The sequence below is a fragment of the Roseovarius halophilus (ex Wu et al. 2025) genome, assembly GCF_047086965.1.
In genome coordinates this window covers 1-1,399 of the sequence record NZ_JBKOTX010000463.1, presented here as the reverse complement: position 1 = coordinate 1,399, position 1,399 = coordinate 1, and the positions used below count along the sequence as shown (strand labels likewise).

The following is a 1,399-nucleotide window of genomic DNA, read 5'->3' as shown; positions in this document are numbered from 1 at the left end:
CACCGGCAATCGCGACGTGATCCGCATCGAGCACATGCGCGCGATGAAGGACATGGCCATCGTCGGCAACATCGGCCATTTCGACAACGAGATCCAGGTGGCCACGCTGAAGAACCACAAGTGGACCAACATCAAGGAACAGGTGGACATGATCGAGATGCCCTCGGGCAACCGGATCCTGCTGCTCTCCGAAGGGCGCCTGCTGAACCTGGGCAATGCCACCGGGCACCCCTCCTTCGTGATGTCGGCGAGCTTCACCAACCAGGTTCTGGCCCAGATTGAGCTCTGGACCAATGGCGCGGACTACGCCCCCGGCGTCTACATCCTGCCCAAGCACCTCGACGAGAAGGTCGCCCGCCTCCACCTCGAGCGCATCGGCGTCAAACTCTCCAAGCTCGACCCCGAACAGGCCGCCTACATCGGCGTCAAACCCGAAGGCCCCTTCAAACCGGAACACTACAGGTATTGAGGGAGAATGAGCCATGAGTGAACGCACACCGCATATCGTCGGCCTGGGCAATGCCCTGGTCGATGTCGTCGCCGCCGTGGAGCCCGAGGTGGTCGGCCGCCACGGGCTGACACCGGGGGGCATGCACCTGGTCGGGGCCGAGGCCGCCCACGCGCTTTTCGAAGAGGTCGGACCGGGCGTGCGGCAGTCCGGCGGCTCGGTCGCCAATACCATCGCGCATCTGGCGGAAACGCCAGTGCGCGGAACCTACATCGGCAAGGTCGCCGATGACGACCTGGGCGATACCTTCTGCCGCGAAATGGTGGGGCTGGACCTGGCCGCCCCGGTGGCCGTGTCGCACAACGACGACCACGGCACCGGGCGCTGCGTGGTCCTCGTCACCCCTGATGGCGAACGTACCATGAGCACCTACCTGGGGGCTGCCGTCACATTGATGCCCTCCGAGGCGCGGGTGGCCCTGCCCGAGGAGTTCGACATCCTGTTCATCGAGGGCTACATCTGGGACGCCCCGCAGGGCGCCGAGGTGATCGAGACCCTGGCCCGTGCCGCAAAGGCGGCCGGCGCGCGCGTCGCCATGACCCCGTCGGACGCGGGCTGCGTCGAGCGCAATCTCGCCGCCATGCGGGATCTGATCGACACCCATGTCGACATCCTTGTCGGCAATCATGTCGAAATCTGCGCCCTGGGTGGCTGCGACGGGGCCGAGGCGGGGCTCGACTGGGCCTTGTCGAAGGTCGAAATCGCCGCGGTGACCGAACACGACAAGGGGTCCTGGGTCGGCGACGCGCGGGCGCGCCATCACGTTGCCGCCGACCCCATCGCCCGTGTCGTTGACACCACCGGCGCGGGCGACGCCTATGCCAGCGGCTTTCTGGCCGGGCTGGCGCAGGGGCAGGCGGTGGACCGCGCCGGGGCCATGGGCGCCCGGCT

General features: G+C 67.3%; 2 protein-coding genes. Both read left to right on the top strand.

The features are described from left to right. Positions 1 to 469: adenosylhomocysteinase (locus ACH107_RS32845; protein WP_412509784.1), on the top strand; the 469-nt coding region annotated here is incomplete at its 5' end. Positions 470 to 482: 13 nt separating this feature from the next. Further along, positions 483 to 1,399: adenosine kinase (locus ACH107_RS32840; RefSeq protein WP_412509783.1), on the top strand; the 917-nt coding region annotated here is incomplete at its 3' end.